The following is a 15,932-nucleotide window of genomic DNA, read 5'->3' on the forward strand; positions in this document are numbered from 1 at the left end:
CTTCCCCGGCTACGGCGTGGCGCGCGACACCTGTCATCACGGGCGCGCTCGGGTCACACTGGTTTTACCCGCTGCTCACTCGTTCGGCCCACACGGGTTGCCCGGAGCGGCACGCAGATCATCTACGTGCGTCGTATCCTGCTCGGACACTCGCTGCCGAGCCCGGCCGGAACGACGGCACACCCCCGCCACCATCATCCGGAACAACGAGAGCGCGGCAGTTCGTTGAGCAAGGACTGTCGTGTTGCCCCAGGGCTCGGCGGACTGCTTTGCTTCACCGCTCAACGACGCATAACAACGACCCCTTGACCGCACTAGCGACAGCCCCCCTGCGCGGGGGTGACGTGGCCGTTCGACTGGAGTTGCACGTGGCCGGGCGCATCGAAGACTACGCACTCATCGGAGACATGCAGACCGCCGCACTGGTCTGCCGGGACGGCACAGTCGACTGGCTGTGCCTGCCCCGCTTCGACTCGCATGCCATCTTCGCCGGCCTGCTGGGCACCGAGGAACACGGTTTCTGGCGGCTCGGCCCGGCGCACGCCGCCGACGTCGAGCCGCCCACGGCCGCCCGGCGGAGCTACCGCGGCGACTCGCTGATCCTGGAATCGGAGTGGGACACCCCGCGCGGCACGGTCCGCGTGACCGATTTCATGCCCCCGCGTGACGGCGCCCCCCAGCTGATCCGGATCGTGGAGGGCGTCACCGGCCGGGTGCCGATGCGCTCGGCCCTGCGGATGCGGTTCTCCTACGGCCGGGTCGTGCCGTGGGTGCACAAGCACGAGGGCCGCACGGTGGCCGTCGCGGGCCCCGACTCGGTGTGGTTCGACACGGAGGCGGAGACCTACGGGAAGTCGCTGACCACCTACGCCGACTTCACGGTCGCCCCGGGCGACCGCATCGCCTTCACCATCTCCTGGCAGCCCTCGCACAAGGAGGCGCCGCCGCTGCCCGAGCCGGAGACCTCGCTGGAGGCGACGGAGGACTTCTGGCGCGAGTGGGTCGAGCACTGTACGTACCACGGCCCGTACCGCGAGGCGGTGGTCCGCTCCCTGATCACCCTGAAGGCGCTGACGTACGCCCCGACGGGCGGCATCGTCGCCGCTCCGACCACCTCGCTGCCCGAGGACATCGGCGGGGTGCGCAACTGGGACTACCGCTACACCTGGCTGCGGGACGCGGCGATCACCCTGTCCTCGCTGCTGCGCACCGGCTACCGCGAGGAGGCCCGCGCCTGGCGCGAGTGGCTGCTGCGCGCGGTCGCCGGCGACCCGGAGAACCTGCAGATCATGTACGGCCTGGCCGGCGAGCGGGAGCTGGGCGAGGCCGAGCTGGACTGGCTGCCGGGCTACGAGAACTCGGCCCCGGTCCGCGTCGGCAACGGCGCCGCCCACCAGCTCCAGCTGGACGTGTACGGCGAGGTCACCGAGGCCCTGCACCTGGCGCACATGACCGGCCTGGCCCGCCACGACTACGCCTCGCTGCTCCAGCTGAAGCTGATCCGCTACCTGGAGGACCACTGGCAGGAGCCCGACGAGGGCATCTGGGAGGTGCGCGGCCCGCGCCGGCACTTCGTGCACTCCAAGGTCATGGCCTGGGTCGCCGTCGACCGCACCATCAAGCTGATCGAGTCCGGTGACGCGGACGGCCCGCTGGAGCGCTGGAAGGAACTGCGCGACGACATCCACCGGGACGTGTGCGAGAAGGGCTACGACAAGGAGCGCAACACCTTCACCCAGTCCTACGGCTCGCAGGAACTGGACGCCTCGCTGCTGCTCATCCCGCAGATGGGCTTCCTGCCACCGGACGACAAGCGGGTGATCGGCACCATCGAGGCGATCCAGCGCGAGCTGTCCACGACGGACGGGTTCATCCTGCGCTACCCGACCGAGGGCGCGCACGAGGGCGTCGACGGCCTGCCCGGCGACGAAGGCGCGTTCCTCGCCTGCTCGTTCTGGATGGCGGACGACCTGGCGATGATCGGCCGGGTCGACGAGGCCCGCAAACTGTTCGAGAGGCTCCTCGCGCTGCGCAACGACCTCGGGCTGCTCGCCGAGGAGTGGGACCCGCGCCTGCAGCGGCAGGTCGGCAACTTCCCGCAGGCCTTCAGCCACGTGCCGCTGATCGACACCGCGCTGCGGCTGACGGCCTCGGGCGCCTACGGCGGCTGAGCAGGAGCACCGGGCCGCGCGCGCCTACGCTGGGAGAGTCACCCAGCCCCTGCACGGAAGGGGGCGGCCATGGCTCCCCCATCGAAGGCGGGCGCGGCCCTCGTCGCGCTGCGCGAGGATCTGGTCGGGGACGTGTTCGCCCCCGGGGACCCGGGCTACGACGAGGCCCGTACCGTCTTCAACGCGATGATCGACCGCAGGCCGGCGGTCATCGCCCAGTGCGCGGACGCCACGGACGTGGTCCGCGCGGTGCGCTTCGGCAGGGAACTGGACCTGCACATCGCGGTACGCGGCGGCGGCCACAGCGTGGCCGGGTCGGCGCTCGGCGACGGCGCGCTCGTGGTGGACCTGCGCCGGATGCACCGGGTGACCGTGGACCCGGCCGCCGAGGCGGCCCGGGTCGAGGGCGGTGCCACGATGAGCCATCTGGACCGGGCCACCCAGCGCCACGGCCTCGCGACCACCGGCGGACGCGCCTCCACCACCGGTGTGGGCGGGTTCGTCCTGGGCGGCGGCACCGGCTGGCTGGACCGGGCCTTCGGACTCGCCGTCGACAACCTCCTCGGCGTCGAGCTGGTGACCGCGGACGCCGAGCGCGTGCACGCGAACCCCGACGAGAACCCCGAGCTGTTCTGGGCCCTGCACGGCGGCGGCGGCAACTTCGGGATCGCGACCGCGCTCACTCTTCAGCTGCACGAACTGCCGGAGTTCTCCATCGTGCTGCTGATGTACCAGCCGCAGTTCGGGCCGGACGTGATCCGCACCTACCGCGAGGTCATCCGCACCGGACCGGACGAGCTGAGCGGCGCGGCGCTGTACATCACCGGCCCGCCCGAGGAGTTCACCCCGCCCGAGCTGGTGGGCAAGCTGGTGTGCGCCGCCCTGCTGACCTACGCGGGCGGCGAGGACGACCTGCGCAAGCTCGCCGAGCCGCTGCTGGCGCTGCCGCACGAGGTGGAGCTGGCCGGTGACATGCCGTACGCCGACGTGCAGTGCATGCTCGACGATCCGCCCGGGCTGCGGAACTACTGGTCGGCGGAGTATCTGAGCGGGCTGCCGGACGACCTGGTGGACGTCTTCTGCGCCCGCGCCGACAGCATGCCGGTGCCGACCAGCACCCAGCACCTGCTGTTCCCGCAGGGCGGCGCGATCGCCGCGGGCCCGCACGAGTACCCGGTGCCGTACCGGGACGCGGCGTGGGCCGCGCACCCGTTCGCCATCTGGGCGGATCCGGCCGACGACGAGCGGGCCGTCGCCTGGGTCCGGGACGTGCGGGCGGACGTCCGGCCGTGGAGCACCGGGGCGGTCTACCTCAACTTCATCGGCGACGAGGGCCGGGAGCGGGTCCGGGCGGGCCTGGGCGAGGAGAACGCGCTGCGTCTGGAGAAGGTGAAGCGGCGGTACGACCCGGACAACGTGTTCCGCTTCAACCACAACATCCGGCCCGTGTAGCCGACCGCCGCGAACGGCCCGGAGCCGAAGCTGTCCTCGGGGCGTTTGCGCAGGTAGCGTCCGCTGCATGGACAGCCGTACGGACAACCGATTCGACACCCAGGGCGCCGGGATCACCGTGCAGCGGGCGCTGGAGCTGCCCGGTCTGCGCAGTGGTCTGCCGGAGATCCTGGCGGGCGGCGACCGGCTGGGGCGCACGGTGCGCTGGGTGCACGCGGGCGAGGTGCCGAACATCGCCTCGCTGCTCAAGGGCGGCGAGCTGCTGCTCACCACCGGCTACGGCCTCGGCACCCGCCCGGCCGAGCAGCGGGCCTTCGTCCGGACCCTCGCCGAGCGCGGGATCGCCGCACTGGTGGTGGAGCTGGGCCCGCGCTTCACCCGGCTGCCCTCGGCCCTGGTGGACACGGCCCGCACGGCCGGTCTGCCGCTGGTCCAGCTGCACCGCGAGGTGCCGTTCGTGACGGTGACGGAGGAGATCCACACCGAGATCGTCAACGGGCACTACGCGCTGCTCCAGCGCGCCGACGAGGTGCACCGCCGCTGTACCGAGGCCCTGCTGGGGGGCGGCGGGGTGCCGCAGGTGCTGGGCATCCTGGCCGACTTCGGTGACAACCCGGTGTTCCTGGAGACCGCCGACGGCCGGCTGTTGTACGCCGCCGGTTCCGGGCCGGAGGGCGCGGACCCGCTGCAGGTGTGGGAGGGGCTGCGCGGCCCGCACAAGGACGCACCGCCGCCCGCCGGTTCCGTGCTGGTGGACGTGCCCGGGGGCGGTCCGGGTACGCCGGGTTCGGTCCGTGCCCGGCTGGTGCTGCTGCCGGTCCGCTCGCCGCTGTCGCCGGTGCACCGGATCGCCGCCGACCGGGCCGCGGGCATCCTGGCCGTGGTGCTGATGCAGGCCCGGCAGGAGGAGGAACTCGCGGCGCGCGGACGCGGGGACTTCCTCACCGACCTCGCCGAGGGCCGTATCGCGGCGGAGGACGCCCCGGCACAGGCCCGGGTCCTCGGCTTCCGGCCCGGCGAGAGCCCGTTGCTGCCCGTCGTCATGCGGATCGGTGACTCCCTGTCGCCCGGCGGCGGCTGGGCCGTGCTGGCCCGGGCGGTCTCGGAGGAACTGGCCGCGGTGGGCGTGCCGGTGCTGCTCGGCGTCAGACCGGTGGAGGGCCGGGTCCTGGTGCTGCTGGGGCTGCGGGCGGAGTCCGAACGTCCGGCGATCGCGGACCGGGTGGCGGCGGCGCTGCGGACGGGGGTGGAGCGCGCCGGGATGCGGCGGCCGGGCTCGCCGCCGCCGGTGGTCGTGGTCGGTGTGGCCGGCGGCTGGGCCGCGGCCTCGGCGGGGCTGCGGCACGCTGCGGAGACGGCGACGGCGGCCCAGGGCCTGACCGACCGGCCCTGGTACGACGCCCGCCGCCTCGACATCGACCTGCTGCTGTGGCGGCTGCGCGACCATCCCGACCTGGCGGCCTTCGTGGACCGTGCGATCGGCCCGCTGCGCGACCACGACCGCCGCTCCAAGCCGCCGCTGCTGCCGACCCTGGAGACCTACCTGGCACACGCCGGCCGCAAGGCGGAGACGGCCCGGGAACTGCACCTGAACCGGCAGACGCTCTACAACCGCCTCGCCCGCATCGGCGAGTTGCTCGGCACCGACCTCGACGACCCGCAGACGGTCCTGGCGTTGAGCCTGGCCCTGCGCGCCCGCCGCCATGTCCCCTAGGAACGGGCGGCGTCAGGCGAGCGGCCGGGGCTGCGTCAACTCGTCGTACACGCTGAGCACCTGGGCGACCGTCTCGTCCTCCGTCGGCCAGGTGGCCGCCTGCCGGACACCTCGCTCCCGCAGCAGCTCCCGCCGCTCGGGATCACCGAGCAGCCCGACCACGCACCGCGCGAGCGTCTCCGCGTCGCCGTACGGGACGAGCTCGGCCGCGTCGCCCACGAGGTCGGGGACACCGCCGACGCGGGTCGCGACGAGCGGTACGCGCGCGTACAGCGCCTCCTGGGCGAGCACGGACCGCGATTCCCAGCGGCTGGTGACCAGGGCCAGATCGGCGGCGGCGAGGAGTTCGGGCACGTCCTCACGGTGGCCGAGGAGCCGCACCGGCAGACCCTCGTCCTCGATGCGCCGTTGCATGAGCGGCCGCAGCGGTCCCTCCCCCGCGACGACGACCAGCGGCACGGGGTCCAGGTCGCGCCAGGCGCGGGCCGCGTCCAGCAGCACCTCGTAGCCGCGGTGCCCGTCGAGCGAGCCGACGGCGAGGAGCAACGGGCGGCCGGTGGTGCCGAGTTCGGCGCGCACCTTGGGCCGCGGCCGGTCGGGGTCCGCGGGCTCGACGGGCCCGCGCCGGCCCGGCAGGCCGACCGCCGAGAGCCGGGCGTCCCGCGCGCCGTGCCGCCGTGCCCGGTCGACCAGGTCGGAGCTGGTGCCGAGCACCACCGCCGCCGTCCGCACCACCCGCCGCTCCAGCAGCCGCAGCAGATGCGCCCGCGCGCCCTCGGCCCGTGCCCGGTTGTGCCAGGTGACCACCAGCGGGGTGTCGCGCCCGCCGAGCGCGAGCACGGCCCGGAAGGAGGCGTGCAGCCCGTGCGCGTGCACCAGGTCGGCGTCGGCGCAGGCCGCCCGGAGCGCGGCCACCGAGGCGGGGTCGCTGCTGCGGGGCACGTGGACGTGCTCGGCGCCGGACCCGGTGAAGTCGTAGGTGCGGTCGGCCTCGACGGGGGCGCACACCGTGACCCGCACGCCCCGCGCGACGAGTCCCCCGGCGAGGGAGCGCACGTGCGCGCTGCTGCCGGCGTTGCCTCCGCCCAGCACCTGCACGGTGCGCAGCAGCGACTGGCCGTGCGGTGCGTTGCTGCTCACGGGGCTCAACGGGCCGGGGCTCCTGGTTCGGCGGGGGCGGTCACGACGACGCGGGTGGTCACGAGGAAACGTACAGAAGGTAGCGGGCTCAGGGGGGCGGAAGGACGTACCCCGCGTGCCTGCGGCGCGGACCGCTCCGGCCCGCCGCCCGCCCCCTGTTCCCCGCCAAGCATGCCAGGCGGCCCGGCCGTTGCGGGAACACGGGAGGGCGCATACCGCGGCGGGCCGGGGCAATGCGCCGGAGCACGTCACCCACACGGGTGAGAGAAACCCCGCCACGGCCCCACCGTCGCCGCGGAGGCGACGGGGCGAACGCTCAGCACACGCGGGTACGACCGTCCCGGCCGCTCACCGGGCCCCCGCCCACGCGGACACCCGGCCCCCGTACGCGGCGGCGGCCACGGCGGCGACGGCGTGCGCGAGGAGACCCGCGCGCCGGTTGCTCGCGACCACGGCGGTGCCGAGCGCCGCTCCGAGCGCGTGCGCCCCGGTGTCCCCGAGCATCACACGCTCACCGGCGTCGTCGGGCAGGACGGCCGCGGCGGCCCCCAGGGCGGCCGCGGTCAGTTCGCCGCCCGGCCCCTTCCGCAGCAGTCCGGGCGCCCCGAGCGCGAGCACCGCGCCCGCGGTCCGTCCGGGGCGGACGTCGAGGAGATTGGCGAAGTGGGCGGATCCGGCGATGACGACCCCGGCCAGCACCCGGTCGGCGGGCCGTTCCTTCATCAGGGCACCGGCCAGCAGCCCCGCGGCCGATATACCGAACAGCTTGACGGCGCCACTGGTCACCTCGCCGCCCCGCAGGGCACCGAGATGCGCCCGGAACCCGCGCCGGTGGTCCCCGGCGACGTCGTCGTACGCGCCGCAGGCACCGGCCACCAGCACCGCGAGCCCGGCGGCGGGGTGGACCCGGGCGGCTCCCACCGCCGCGCCCACCGCCGACGCGGGACCGGCGTACAGCCCGACCGTCCGCCCGGCGTGGTTCGTCCGCTCCCAGCGTGCCCGGGTGCCGGGAGCGCGGGCGCGCAGCGCGGCCATGCCGGCGCCGGTGACGGCGGCGGCGAGCGCGAAGGAGCCGGCGCGGCTCGTCACCGGTCGGTCCGGGCCGTCTCCAGGAGTTCCTCCGCGTGCGCGCGGGCCGTCTCGGAGTCCTCCTGGCCCGCCAGCATCCGGGACAGCTCGCGGATGCGCTCCTCGCCCTCCAGGACCTTCACGCCGGACCGGGTGACCGACCCGTCGTTGGTCTTCTCGACCAGCAGCTGCCGGTCGGCGAAGGCGGCCACCTGGGGCAGGTGGGTGACGACCACGACCTGCGCGGTCCGGGCGAGCTTCGCCAGGCGCCGCCCGATCTCGACCGCGGCCTTGCCGCCGACACCCGCGTCGACCTCGTCGAAGAGGTACGTCGGCACCGGGTCGGTGCCCGCGAACACGACCTCCACGGCCAGCATCACGCGGGACAGCTCACCGCCGGAGGCGCCCTTGGCGATGGGCCGCGGCGGTGCCCCCGGGTGCGGGGCGAGCAGCAGTTCCACCTCGTCGACGCCCGAGGGCCCGTACGCGACCGCGCGTCCGCCGACCTCGACGCCCTCGGGGTCCTCGGTCTGCCGGATGGCGAAGGACACGCGCGCGTGGGGCATGGCGAGGGAGGCCAGCTCGGCGGTCACGGCCGCCGCGAACCGTTCGGCGGCCCCGGTCCGCGCGTCGGTCAGCGCCTGCGCCAGCCCGCCCAGCTCGGTCCGCAGCGCGTCCCGCTCGGCGGTCAGTTCGCCGAGCCGCTCGTCGTCGCCGTCCAGCTCGGTGAGGCGCGTGGCACTCTGCTCGGCCCACGCGAGGACCGCGTTCACGTCCTCGCCGTACTTGCGCGTCAGCGCGGTCAGCGCGGCCCTGCGCTCCTCCACCGCGGAGAGCCGCAGCGGGTCGGCGTCGAGATCGTCGGCGTATCCGGCCAGCTCACCGGCCACGTCACCGAGCAGGATGCCGATCTCCCCGATCCGGTCGGCGAGCGCGGCCAGTGCCGGATCGTGCGACCGCACGGCCTCCAGGGCCCGGTGGGCGCCCGCGACGAGGGTCGAGGCGTCGATCCCCTCGGGGTCCTCGGGGTTGCCGGCCAGGGCGGCGTGCGCGGCCGTCGCGGCGGACGACAGGGCCTCGGCGTGCCCCAGCCGCTCCGCCTCCTCGGCCAGCTCGGTGTCCTCACCGGCCCGCGGCTCGACGGCGGCGACCTCATCGAGGCCGTACCGCAGCAGGTCGGCCTCCTGCGCACGCTCACGCGCGCGCGTGGTGATCTCCTCCAGCTCGGTGGCTACGGCCCGCAGGCGCCGGTAGGCCTCGGTGTACTTGGTGAGCGGTACGGCGACCGTGTCGCCCGCGTACCGGTCGAGGGCCTGCCGCTGCCGGGACAGCTTCAGCAGCCCCTGCTGGTCGGTCTGCCCGTGCACCGCGACCAGGTCGTCGGCCAGCTCGGCGAGCAGTCCCACGGGCACGCTGCGTCCACCCAGGTGCGCCCGGGAGCGGCCCTCGGCGGACACGGTGCGGCTGATCAGCAGCGCGCCGTCGTCCAGCTCGGCGCCGGCCTCCTCGGCCCGTACGACGGCGGAGGCACCCGCGGGCACGGCGATCCGCCCCTCCACGACCGCCTTGTCGGCCCCGATCCGCACCAGCGCCGGGTCCGCCCGGCCGCCGAGCAGCAGCCCGAGGCTGGTGACCACCATGGTCTTGCCCGCACCCGTCTCACCGGTGACGGCGGTGAACCCCGGTGACAACTCGACGACGGCATCGTCGATGACCCCGAGTGACCGTATCCGCATCTCCTCCAACACGGAACAGACCATACGAGGTCCGGGGCGGGGAGTGCACACAGGCCGCCCCTATCACTCCGGCGAGTGGTCCCGATCCGCCGGCGGACGCTAGTGGGGCGCTCCCCGCCAGCCGGTGGTGGGCAGCGCGAACTTCGCCACGATCCGGTCGGTGAAGGACGAGTGGTGCAGCCGGGCCAGCCGCACCGGTACGGCGCCGCGCCGCACCTCCACCCGCGCCCCGGGCGGCAGCTCGACGGTCCGGCGGCCGTCGCACCACAGCACGCCCGGCGGGACGTGCGGCAGCACCTCCACGGCGAGCACCGAGTCCGGCGAGGTCACCAGCGGCTTCGCGAACAGGGCGTGGGCACTGATCGGCACCATCAGCAACGCCTCCACCTCGGGCCACACCACCGGGCCGCCGGCGGAGAACGCGTACGCCGTGGACCCGGTGGGCGTCGACAGCACGACACCGTCGCAGCCGAACCCCGTCACCGGACGCCCGTCGATCTCCAGCACGACCTCGAGCAGCTTCTCCGCGCCGGCCTTCTGCACGGCCGCCTCGTTCAGCGCCCAGTCCGTGTGCACGATGTCGCCGTTGCGGTGCACGACGACGTCGACGGTCATCCGCTCCTCGACCTCGTACGACCGCGCCACCACCCGGTCGACGACCCGGTCCAGGTCGTCCCGCTCGGCCTCCGCGAGGAAGCCGACGCGCCCGAGGTTGACGCCCAGCATCGGCACCCCGGAGGCCCGGGCGAACTCGGCGCCGCGCAGGAGCGTGCCGTCACCGCCGAGGACGATCAGCAGCTCGCAGCCGTCGAGGCACTGCGGGGTGGCCTCCTTGACCAGCCGCACCTCGTCCGGCAGCGGCAGGTCGCGGGCCTCCTCCTCCAGCACCCGCACCCCGATGCCGTGCCGCAGCAGGCCCTTGACGACGAGTTCCGCACTGCGGATCGCCGCGGGCCGCCCGGTGTGGGCCAGCAGGAAAACCGTACGCGCCTGGTTCTGTGTCAACGCGGCCCCTCCGCCACTGCACGGTCGACGTCGGCCGGGTCCAGTGCGGGTGCCCCGGACCGCAGCCAGAGAAAGTACTCCACATTGCCCGACGGGCCGGGCAGCGGACTCGCGGTGACCCCCCGCACCCCGAGCCCCAGCTCCCAGGCCTTGTCGGCCACTCCCCGCACGGCCTCCGCCCGCAGCTGCGGACTCCGTACGACACCCCCGCTGCCGAGCCGTTCCTTCCCCACCTCGAACTGCGGCTTGACCATCATCACCAGGTCGGCGTCCGGTTTCACGCACCGCTTCAGGGCGGGCAGCACCAGCCCGAGCGGGATGAAGGACAGATCGCCCACGACAAGATCCACAGGTTCCCCATCGATCGCCTCAAGCGTCAACTCGCGTACGTTCGTACGGTCCTTGACGGTGACGCGTTCATCGCTCTGCAGAGTCCAGGCGAGTTGGCCGTAACCGACGTCCACCGCGACGACGTGCGTGGCGCCCGCGCGCAGCAGGACGTCGGTGAAGCCGCCGGTGGAGGCGCCGGCGTCGAGCGCGCGCCGGCCCTCGACGACGAGTCCCTGCGGGACGAAGGCCGCCAGCGCGCCGGCCAGCTTGTGGCCGCCGCGGGACACGTAGTCGGGGTCGCTGTCGTCGGCCTGCACCACGATCGGGGCGGCGGTCTCGACCTGCGTGGCCGGCTTGGTCGCGACGGTCCTGTCGACGGTGACCCGCCCGGCGGCGATCAGCTGGCTGGCGTGCTCGCGCGAACGCGCGAGCTTCCGGCGGACCAGCTCCGCGTCGAGACGGCGGCGTGCGACTCCTGCCACGTTCGGTTCAGCTCCTGCTCTGGTGGTGCGTCGGTGAGGGCCCCGGAGGTCCCGGGCGGGCGTCGAGCGCGGTGAGCGCGTCGCGCAGCCCCCGGTGTACATCCTCGTACACCTCGATGTGGCCGTCGGTGGCGAGGTGGTCGACGTCGGCCACCCGCTCCAGCTGGGCGTCCACCTCGGCGTTGCCGGTGGGGGTGCGGGGGACGTCCAGGGGGGCCGGGGCGGCGGGGTCGTACTCCGGCTCCGGTTCCGCCTCGGTGACGACCGCCGCGGCCTGCGTGACGGCCTGGGCCTCGGACACGGACTCGCTCATGCCCAGACGCTACCGCGAACCGCTGGGGTACCGTCGGTGGCGATGGCCACGATCGAGGAGTGCCGGGCGGCACTGGGAAAGCTTTCGGACAACATGCGGGGCGCCGAGGGCGACGTGCGCGCGGCCGCCGCCCTGGACCGCTCGGTGAGCTGTCACATCACCGATCTCGACGTCACCTTCGAGGGCCGGATGACCGGTGGCCGGATCGAGGTCGACGACACCCACCCCGGGCCGCCCCGCGAGAGGGCGCAGATCCGGCTCGCCATGGCCGGCGACGACCTGGTGGCCCTGGTGGGCGGCGACCTGAACTTCGCGACGGCCTGGGGCAGGGGCCGGGTGCGGCTGGAGGCGAGCCTGCTGGACCTGTTCCGGCTCAGGAAGCTGCTGTGACCCGTGCCCGGCGCGCGGCCGGCACGACCAGCGGGGTCCCGGTCTCGGGGTCCTCGATGACCTGACAGCGCAGCCCGAAGACCTCCTCCACCAGCTCGGCGGTCACGATCTCGGCCGGGGCGCCCTCGGCGATCACCCGGCCACCGCGCAGGGCGACGAGGTGGGTGGCGTAGCGCGCCGCGTGGTTCAGGTCGTGCAGGATGGCGACGAGGGTGCGGCCCTGGGTCTCGTGCAGGTCGGCGCACAGGTCGAGGACGTCGATCTGGTGCTGGATGTCGAGGTAGGTGGTCGGCTCGTCGAGCAGGAGCAGCGGGGTCTGCTGGGCCAGGGCCATGGCGATCCACACGCGCTGCCGCTGGCCGCCGGACAGCTCGTCCACGTACCGGTCGCCGAGTTCGGCGACGCCGGTCCGCCGCATCGACTCCTGCACGACCCGCTCGTCCTCCGCTGACCACTGGCGCAGCAGCCCCTGGTGCGGGTAGCGGCCCCGCCCGACGAGGTCGGCGACCGTGATGCCGTCGGGCGCGACGGACGACTGCGGGAGCAGCCCCAGGGTCCGCGCGACCTTCTTCGCGGGCATCGACCGGATGGCCTGCCCGTCGAGCAGCACCCGGCCCTGGCTGGGCCTGAGCATCCGGGACAGCGCCCGCAGCAGCGTCGACTTGCCGCACGCGTTGGGGCCGACGATCACCGTGAAGGAGTTGTCGGGGATCTCCACCGAGAGTTCCTCGGCGATCACGCGCTGGTCGTAGGCGAGGGTGACGTTCTCGGCGGACAGGCGGTTCACAGTGCTCCTAGGGGTGTTCGGGTGCGGATCGCGCACAGCCGGCTCCGTGCCGCTGGTCCCGGGTTCCGCGGCGCTCATATCCGGCCCGCCCTGCGCTCGGTGACGAGCAGCCACAGGAGATAGGCGCCGCCGAGGACGCCGGTGACCACGCCGACGGGCAGCTGGTCGGCGCCGAAGGCCCGCTGCGAGACCCAGTCGGCCGCGACGAGCAGCGCGGCGCCCATGCAGAGGGAGGCCACCAGGTTCGGGCCGGGCGAACGGGTCAGGCGCCGGGCGAGCTGGGGCGCGGTGAGCGCGACGAAGCCGACGGGCCCGGCGGCGGCGGTCGCGGCGGCGGTGAGCAGGACCGCGCAGACCATCAGCACGAGCCGGACGCGCTGCACGCGCACACCGAGGGCGCCCGCGACGTCGTCGCCCATCTCCATCATCCGCAGACCGCGCGCGTTGGCGAGGACCAGCGGGACGAGGACCGCGCACAGGGCGAGCAGCGGCCACACCTGCGACCAGTCGCGGCCGCTCAGCGAGCCCGTCATCCACACCACCGCGCGGGTCGCGTCGACCAGGTCGGCCTTGGTGAGCAGATAGCCGTTGACCGCCGTGACGACCGCGGACACGCCGATGCCGACCAGGACCAGCCGGTACCCGTGCACGCCCTGCTTCCAGGCGAGCAGGTAGATCGCGAGACCGGTCACCAGACCGCCGATCAGCGCACCGGCGGTCACCTGGGTGGCGCTGCCGGACATCAGCACGATCACGACGAGCGCGCCGGCCGTCGAGCCCTGCGACAGACCGAGCACGTCCGGGCTGCCCAGCGGGTTGCGGGAGACGGCCTGGAACAGGGCGCCGCCCAGCCCGAGCGAGGCGCCGACGAGCAGGCCGACGAGCACCCGCGGCAGCCGCAGCTCGTTGACGATGAAGTCCTGGTACGCGGTGCCGTTCCCGGCGAGCGTCCGCAGCACGTCGGCGGCGGGGATCTTCGCGTCGCCGGTGCCGATCAGCGCGACGGCCGCGGCGAGCGCGGCGGCCAGCAGCAGGACGACGACGATCAGCGCACGCGGGTCCAGGCGCAGCGAGAGACCGCCGGGGGTGCGTACGGCACGGCTCGTGGAGCGAGTCTTCACAGCTGGGCCGTCCTCCGCCGTCGTACGAGATGGATGAAGACCGGACCGCCGATGATCGCGGTGACGATGCCGACCTGTAGCTCCGAGGGCCGGGCCGCGATCCGGCCGATCACGTCGGCGCCGAGCAACAGCACGGGTGACAGGACCGTCGCGTACGGCAGGATCCAGCGCAGGTCGGGGCCGGTGAAGGAGCGCACGACGTGCGGCACCATCAGGCCGACGAACAGGATCGGTCCGCAGGCGGCGGTCGCGGCACCGCACAGCACGGTGGCGGCCAGCATGGCCAGGGCGCGGGTGCGGTTGAGGTCGGCACCGAGGGCGCGGGCGGTGTCGTCGCCCATCTCCACGGCGTTCAGCGGCCGGGCCAGCGCGAGCGCGAGGAGCGTGCCGACCGCGAGGAAGGGCAGCACCTGCACGATGGTCGAGTCGGTGGCCGACGCCAGCGAACCGACCGTCCAGAAGCGCATCCGGCTCAGCGCCGCGTCGTCCAGGATCATCACGGCCTGCAGATAGCCGTAGAGGGCCGCGCTGACGGCCGTGCCGGCGAGCGCCAGCCGTACCGGGGTGGCACCCCGGCTGCCGCCGAGGAACCACACCAGGGCGCCGACCGCCGCCGCGCCCAGGAAGGCGAACCACACATAGCCCGTCAGGCTGGTGACGCCGAAGAAGCTGATGGCGGTGACGACGGCCGCGGAGGCACCGGCGTTGATGCCGAGCAGTCCGGGGTCGGCCAGCGGATTGCGGGTGAGCGCCTGCAGCACCGCGCCGGCGAGCCCGAGCGCGGCGCCGACCAGCAGACCGAGGACCGTGCGCGCGAGCCGCTCGTCCACGACGACGTCCCCGTACGTCCCCGTGTCGTGGAACAGACCGTGCCAGACCTGGTCCGGCGACAGGGCCTTCGCCCCGACCGCGATGCTCGCCACGGCGACGAGCACCAGGATCGCGACCGAGAGCAGGAGCCCAAGGGCCCGCGCCGCCCGGCGGGTTGGGGGCGCGGGGGCGGACTCCGCGCACTGTTCCGGAGGACTGTCGACCAACACGTGGTTAGGTTAGCCTACCCTCGCATGCGATCTCGATCCCCGGTCGCCCTCCGTTCGTCCGGTCCGCCCCGGCCGGATCCGCGGCCGGCCCCGGGTTCGTTCACGCCGAGGCGGGCCGGCTCACAGGCCGAGGCGGGCCAGCGCCTTGCCACCGTCCAGCTCGCACGCCCCGTCACCGGCCGCCGCCCAGGCCGCCGCGCACAGGGCGCGCAGTCCGTCCAGCGCCGCCGCGCCGCCGCCGTCGACCTCCAGCCGCTCCGTGCCGGCCCGCGCCGTCCACTCGCCGCACCGGAAACCGTCCCCGTCCCGCGTCACCTCGGGCTGCGCGGCGAGCAGTCCGCGCAGATCGCCGTCGACATAGGTCGGCCGGTGCCGGGGCGGCGCCGCGAGCAGCTGCGCGCCGTCGGTGACACCGGTCAGCACGAGCAGCGAGTCCACCCCGCCGTTGAACGCGCCCTCGATGTCCGTGTCCAGCCGGTCTCCGACCACCAGCGGCCGCTTCGCGCCGGTCCGGATGATCGTCTCCTTGTGCATCGGGGGCAGCGGCTTGCCCGCCACCTGCGGCTCGGCACCGGTCGCGATCCGCACGACCTCCACCGCCGCCCCGTTGCCCGGGGCGATGCCCCGCCCGCTCGGGATCGTCAGGTCGGTGTTGGACGCGAACCACGGCACGCCACGCGCGACGGCGTACGACGCCTCGGCGAAACGCCCCCACGGCAGATCCGGACCGCCGTACCCCTGCACCACCGCCACCGGGTCGTCGTCCGCCGACTCCACCGGCGTCAGCCCGCGCTCGCGCAGCGCCACCCGCAAGCCCTCACCACCGATCACGAGCACCCGCGCCCCGGCGGGCACCTGCTCGCTGATCAGCCGCGCGACGGCCTGCGCCGAGGTGATGACGTCCGCCGCCCCCGTCGGTATGCCCAGCTCCGTCAGATGGCCGGCCACGGCGTCCGGCGTACGCAGCGCGTTGTTCGTGACGTACGCCAGATGCATCCCGCCCGAGCGTGCCTCCTCCAGCGAGTCCACGGCGTGCGCGATCGCGTTCCCGCCCGCGTACACCACCCCGTCCAGATCGAGCAGCGCCGTGTCGTACGCCTCGCTCAGGGGCCGCGCACTGCCCTCGGGACTCGTCCTGACGCCCTGGCTCATGTCCACATCGCTCCTCGTTCACTCGCTTTCC

14 protein-coding genes are annotated in these 15,932 nt (G+C 74.2%); 4 read left to right on the forward strand and 10 right to left on the reverse strand.

The window, feature by feature from the left end; translation table 11 throughout:
* Positions 1 to 368: 368 nt before the first annotated feature.
* The 3 genes from N8I86_RS09875 (at position 369) to N8I86_RS09885 (ending at position 5,337) form a co-directional block, all read left to right on the forward strand.
* On the forward strand, positions 369 to 2,171 hold the full coding sequence (locus N8I86_RS09875; protein WP_073899976.1) for a glycoside hydrolase family 15 protein: 1,803 nt from the start codon (positions 369 to 371) through the stop codon (positions 2,169 to 2,171).
* A 69-nt stretch (positions 2,172 to 2,240) separates the two neighbouring features.
* The gene (locus N8I86_RS09880) at positions 2,241 to 3,623 is read left to right on the forward strand and encodes an FAD-binding oxidoreductase (RefSeq protein WP_263277603.1); all 1,383 of its coding nucleotides are present in this window, start codon (positions 2,241 to 2,243) and stop codon (positions 3,621 to 3,623) included.
* A gap of 67 nt (positions 3,624 to 3,690) precedes the next feature.
* Complete coding sequence (locus N8I86_RS09885; RefSeq protein WP_073899980.1) at positions 3,691 to 5,337, forward strand: PucR family transcriptional regulator; 1,647 nt, start codon at positions 3,691 to 3,693, stop codon at positions 5,335 to 5,337.
* A 12-nt stretch (positions 5,338 to 5,349) separates the two neighbouring features.
* Here the strand turns inward: N8I86_RS09885 and N8I86_RS09890 are convergent, their stop codons facing one another.
* The 6 genes from N8I86_RS09890 to N8I86_RS09915 form a co-directional block, all read right to left on the reverse strand.
* Positions 5,350 to 6,486: a glycosyltransferase family 4 protein gene (locus N8I86_RS09890; RefSeq protein ID WP_073899982.1), complete on the reverse strand. Its 1,137-nt coding sequence runs from the start codon at positions 6,484 to 6,486 to the stop codon at positions 5,350 to 5,352.
* 339 nt (positions 6,487 to 6,825) lie between these two features.
* Positions 6,826 to 7,512: a hypothetical protein gene (locus N8I86_RS09895; protein WP_263280089.1), complete on the reverse strand. Its 687-nt coding sequence runs from the start codon at positions 7,510 to 7,512 to the stop codon at positions 6,826 to 6,828.
* Positions 7,513 to 7,562: 50 nt separating this feature from the next.
* The gene (recN, locus tag N8I86_RS09900) at positions 7,563 to 9,305 is read right to left on the reverse strand and encodes a DNA repair protein RecN (RefSeq protein ID WP_263277604.1); all 1,743 of its coding nucleotides are present in this window, start codon (positions 9,303 to 9,305) and stop codon (positions 7,563 to 7,565) included.
* 75 nt (positions 9,306 to 9,380) lie between these two features.
* The gene (locus N8I86_RS09905) at positions 9,381 to 10,286 is read right to left on the reverse strand and encodes an NAD kinase (protein ID WP_123438358.1); all 906 of its coding nucleotides are present in this window, start codon (positions 10,284 to 10,286) and stop codon (positions 9,381 to 9,383) included.
* Positions 10,283 to 11,098: a TlyA family RNA methyltransferase gene (locus N8I86_RS09910; RefSeq protein ID WP_263277605.1), complete on the reverse strand. Its 816-nt coding sequence runs from the start codon at positions 11,096 to 11,098 to the stop codon at positions 10,283 to 10,285. Before N8I86_RS09910 ends, N8I86_RS09905 begins: the two co-directional genes overlap by 4 nt.
* Before the next feature lie 7 nt (positions 11,099 to 11,105).
* Positions 11,106 to 11,411 (reverse strand): hypothetical protein, encoded by a 306-nt coding sequence (locus tag N8I86_RS09915; protein ID WP_073899990.1) that lies wholly within the window; start codon positions 11,409 to 11,411, stop codon positions 11,106 to 11,108.
* A 42-nt stretch (positions 11,412 to 11,453) separates the two neighbouring features.
* Between N8I86_RS09915 and N8I86_RS09920 the strand changes: the two genes are divergently transcribed.
* Positions 11,454 to 11,801 carry a sterol-binding protein gene (locus tag N8I86_RS09920; protein WP_123439762.1) on the forward strand — a complete coding sequence of 116 codons (348 nt, stop codon included), beginning with the start codon at positions 11,454 to 11,456 and terminating at the stop codon, positions 11,799 to 11,801.
* On the opposite strand, the gene N8I86_RS09925 is transcribed toward N8I86_RS09920, so the two are convergent.
* The 4 genes from N8I86_RS09925 to N8I86_RS09940 form a co-directional block, all read right to left on the reverse strand.
* A complete protein-coding gene (locus N8I86_RS09925) occupies positions 11,785 to 12,588 on the reverse strand; it encodes an ABC transporter ATP-binding protein (RefSeq protein ID WP_317633604.1) in 804 nt (267 codons plus the stop codon). The two genes, N8I86_RS09920 and N8I86_RS09925, sit on opposite strands and share 17 nt — an antisense overlap.
* A 74-nt stretch (positions 12,589 to 12,662) precedes the next feature.
* The gene (locus tag N8I86_RS09930; RefSeq protein ID WP_263277607.1) at positions 12,663 to 13,709 is read right to left on the reverse strand and encodes a FecCD family ABC transporter permease; all 1,047 of its coding nucleotides are present in this window, start codon (positions 13,707 to 13,709) and stop codon (positions 12,663 to 12,665) included.
* A complete protein-coding gene (locus tag N8I86_RS09935) occupies positions 13,706 to 14,749 on the reverse strand; it encodes a FecCD family ABC transporter permease (RefSeq protein WP_263277608.1) in 1,044 nt (347 codons plus the stop codon). The genes N8I86_RS09930 and N8I86_RS09935 overlap by 4 nt, the downstream gene beginning before the upstream one ends.
* A 120-nt stretch (positions 14,750 to 14,869) precedes the next feature.
* Entirely contained in the window at positions 14,870 to 15,901 is a 1,032-nt protein-coding gene (locus N8I86_RS09940) for an HAD hydrolase-like protein (RefSeq protein WP_073900000.1), read from the reverse strand.
* Between the last annotated feature and the right edge of the window lie 31 nt (positions 15,902 to 15,932).

Source organism: Streptomyces albidicamelliae (assembly GCF_025642175.1).
GTDB classification, from domain to species: domain Bacteria; phylum Actinomycetota; class Actinomycetes; order Streptomycetales; family Streptomycetaceae; genus Streptomyces; species Streptomyces albidocamelliae.

What these genes read in the sequence shown, in the direction of transcription:
- N8I86_RS09885 (WP_073899980.1), top strand. Translation starts at nt 3,691, where the DNA reads ATGGACAGCCGTACGGACAACCGATTCGACACCCAGGGCGCCGGGATC.
- N8I86_RS09940 (WP_073900000.1), bottom strand. Translation starts at nt 15,901, where the DNA reads ATGAGCCAGGGCGTCAGGACGAGTCCCGAGGGCAGTGCGCGGCCCCTG.
- recN (WP_263277604.1), bottom strand. Translation starts at nt 9,305, where the DNA reads ATGGTCTGTTCCGTGTTGGAGGAGATGCGGATACGGTCACTCGGGGTC.
- N8I86_RS09920 (WP_123439762.1), top strand. Translation starts at nt 11,454, where the DNA reads ATGGCCACGATCGAGGAGTGCCGGGCGGCACTGGGAAAGCTTTCGGAC.
- N8I86_RS09895 (WP_263280089.1), bottom strand. Translation starts at nt 7,512, where the DNA reads ATGGCCGCGCTGCGCGCCCGCGCTCCCGGCACCCGGGCACGCTGGGAG.
- N8I86_RS09915 (WP_073899990.1), bottom strand. Translation starts at nt 11,411, where the DNA reads ATGAGCGAGTCCGTGTCCGAGGCCCAGGCCGTCACGCAGGCCGCGGCG.
- N8I86_RS09880 (WP_263277603.1), top strand. Translation starts at nt 2,241, where the DNA reads ATGGCTCCCCCATCGAAGGCGGGCGCGGCCCTCGTCGCGCTGCGCGAG.